Origin of the sequence: Staphylococcus sp. HMSC056G08, assembly GCF_001812305.1 — a bacterium.
In the GTDB taxonomy this organism is placed as follows: Bacteria; Bacillota; Bacilli; order Staphylococcales; family Staphylococcaceae; genus Staphylococcus; species Staphylococcus simulans.
Genome location: NZ_KV808453.1, coordinates 1 through 206 on the forward strand (window position 1 = coordinate 1; position 206 = coordinate 206).

Consider the following 206-nt stretch of genomic DNA (forward strand, 5'->3'; position numbering starts at 1 on the left):
TTGATACTTTGATACCTTGTCTTTCTTACTTTAATATGACGGTGATCTTGCTCAATGAGGTTATTCAGATATTTCGATGTACAATGACAGTCAGGTTTAAGTTTAAAAGCTTTAATTACTTTAGCCATTGCTACCTTCGTTGAAGGTGCCTGATCTGTAATTACCTTTTGAGGTTTACCAAATTGTTTAATGAGACGTTTGATAAA

General features: G+C 33.0%; 1 protein-coding gene. It reads right to left on the reverse strand.

Annotated elements, in window-relative coordinates; genetic code table 11:
• Positions 1 to 206, reverse strand: a 206-nt coding sequence (locus HMPREF2846_RS04545) for a DDE-type integrase/transposase/recombinase (RefSeq protein WP_141751863.1), incomplete at both ends; no start/stop codon positions are given.